This is a genomic window from Bacillus sp. AFS040349 (assembly GCF_002577655.1).
Taxonomy (GTDB): domain Bacteria; phylum Bacillota; class Bacilli; order Bacillales; family Bacillaceae; genus Metabacillus.
On sequence record NZ_NUMC01000091.1, the window covers coordinates 1 to 813 of the forward strand.

The window sequence follows — 813 nt, forward strand, 5'->3', positions numbered from 1 at the left end:
GAGGCCACTGAAAAAGTCCAAGAAAAAGGTAGAAAGATTCACTTAGGTGAACCTTTCTACCTTTTTTACTTTATAATTAAAATTATAAATATAAGTGGGTGGTTTTTCCAATGATACAAAAACAACAAACAATGATGTTTAGTCCATATGTGGCTCTTTATGATATTGTCGTTCCTCAGGATAATATGTTACGCAGAATTAAGGATCTGGTCGACTTTTCTTTTATTTACGAAGAATTAAAGGATAAATATTGTCTAGATAATGGGCGGAATGCGATAGACCCTATTCGTATGTTTAAATATTTGTTTTTGAAAACCATTCATGATGTTTCAGATGTTGATATTGTCGAGCGTTCAAAATATGATATGTCCTTCAAATATTTTTTGGATATGGCTCCGGAGGAAGCCGTTATTGATTCAAGTTCTTTGACTAAGTTTCGTAAACTTAGGCTAAAAGACATGAACTTATTAGACATGCTTATCAATAAGACGGTGGAGATTGCCATTGAGAAAGAGATTATTAAAAGCAATTCTATTATTGTAGATGCAACCCATACAAAGGCGCGATATAATCAAATGACTCCAAAAGAAATACTTATGGAGCGCTCCAAAAATCTTAGGAAAACAATTTATAAAATTAACGAGAGTATGAAGATGAAATTCCCCGTAAAGCCAAACAATGATGTACTTGAAGATGAGATTACTTATTCCCAAAAGCTTTGAAGTAATTGAAAAGGAAGAGAGCCTTTTAGAGTATCCAAAAGTTAAGGAACATCTTAATCTCCTGAAAGAAACCGTTGCAGATGATATCGAA

General features: G+C 33.0%; 1 pseudogene. It reads left to right on the plus strand.

Annotated features, from left to right (window positions below):
• Positions 1–110 precede the first annotated feature (110 nt).
• Positions 111–813 (plus strand): annotated as a pseudogene (locus COD11_RS19050) (transposase); the annotation flags it as partial.